Source organism: Peptoniphilus indolicus ATCC 29427 (genome assembly GCF_000227315.1).
Classification (GTDB): Bacteria; Bacillota; Clostridia; order Tissierellales; family Peptoniphilaceae; genus Peptoniphilus; species Peptoniphilus indolicus.
In genome coordinates this window covers 1-1146 of sequence record NZ_JH165126.1, presented here as the reverse complement: position 1 = coordinate 1146, position 1146 = coordinate 1, and the positions used below count along the sequence as shown (strand labels likewise).

General features: G+C 24.3%; 2 protein-coding genes. Both read right to left on the bottom strand.

Annotated elements, in window-relative coordinates:
- Positions 1-601, bottom strand: a 601-nt coding sequence (locus HMPREF9129_RS10275; RefSeq protein WP_004823548.1) for a Fic family protein, incomplete at its 3' end; no start/stop codon positions are given.
- Between the two features lie 33 nt (positions 602-634).
- Positions 635-913, bottom strand: a complete 279-nt coding sequence (locus HMPREF9129_RS10270; protein WP_004823547.1) for a plasmid mobilization relaxosome protein MobC — start codon at positions 911-913, stop codon at positions 635-637.
- Positions 914-1146 lie beyond the last annotated feature (233 nt).

Genomic DNA, 1146 nt, shown 5'->3' with positions numbered 1-1146 from the left:
TATTTTCTGATTTTATATTAATAGATAAGTAGCCTAATTTCATTAATTCATAATTTAATAATAATCTTGCTGTTCTTCCGTTTCCATCAGCAAAAGGATGCATTCTAACAAATTCAGCATGAATCCAGGCAGCTTTTTCTATGCCTTCAGGGTATCTCTTCATATCTTCCATAAAAAATTTCATTTCATTTCTTATCTTTTCCCATGTAGGCGGAATAAAAGATGCTCCTAGTATTCTTACATTTTCTGTTCTATAAATTCCTCCATGAAAAATATTTTCAACAACTATTTCATGAATATCCTTTATAGTATCTTCTGATAATTCTTTATTTTCAAAAACTTGATTTTTAACATATTCATAAGCCTTATTATTATTAGTTACTTCATATATTTCTCTTAATAACTTGCCTCCTATAGATACTCCATCTACAAGTACTGTTTTTACTTCATTTAAAGTTAAAGTATTTCCTTCTATCTTAGTTGATTCATGATGAAATCTTAATTCAAAGTCTTTTTCTAAGCTATAAATTGTGTTTTCAGAAAGATAATATTTATTTTTATTTACATAATTCTTTAAAACTTTTAAATTGTATTCGTTCATATTTATTTCCTTTCATCAAGAACATTTTAAATACTATAACAAATCCATGACTTTTAACTTTATATTTTCAATTTCTTTTTTCATATAATCTATATCAGATTGAAAAACAGGTTGTCCGGAATTAACCATTCTTGAAATCTGATTAATATTTTTTCCAATAGCATTTATTTCTTGAGTTAAATTTCTGATATTATCTAAATTTTCTTTTTTAACTTCAAAATTTTCAATTTTTCCTTTAATTAATAAATCTCTTATTACCTGACTGTATGTTTTGCTAGACGTTTTTTCTTTAAGATTTTGTAATTTTAACAATTCTTTATCATTAAAAAAAATACTTATCTTTTTGTTTCTTGTTCTATTATCGTTAGTTTCGTATGCCGTTTAATCACCTACATAATTTACATTTGTGTTAATTATATTAAATTAATGTAAGTTATTCAAACATAAAGAAAGAGTGACTTACTTTTTAAATCACTCAAACAGGGAAAATTCGTAGTATAGGTCATAACTAAAATGTACAAATAAGGGCAATAAGATGCTTTTTG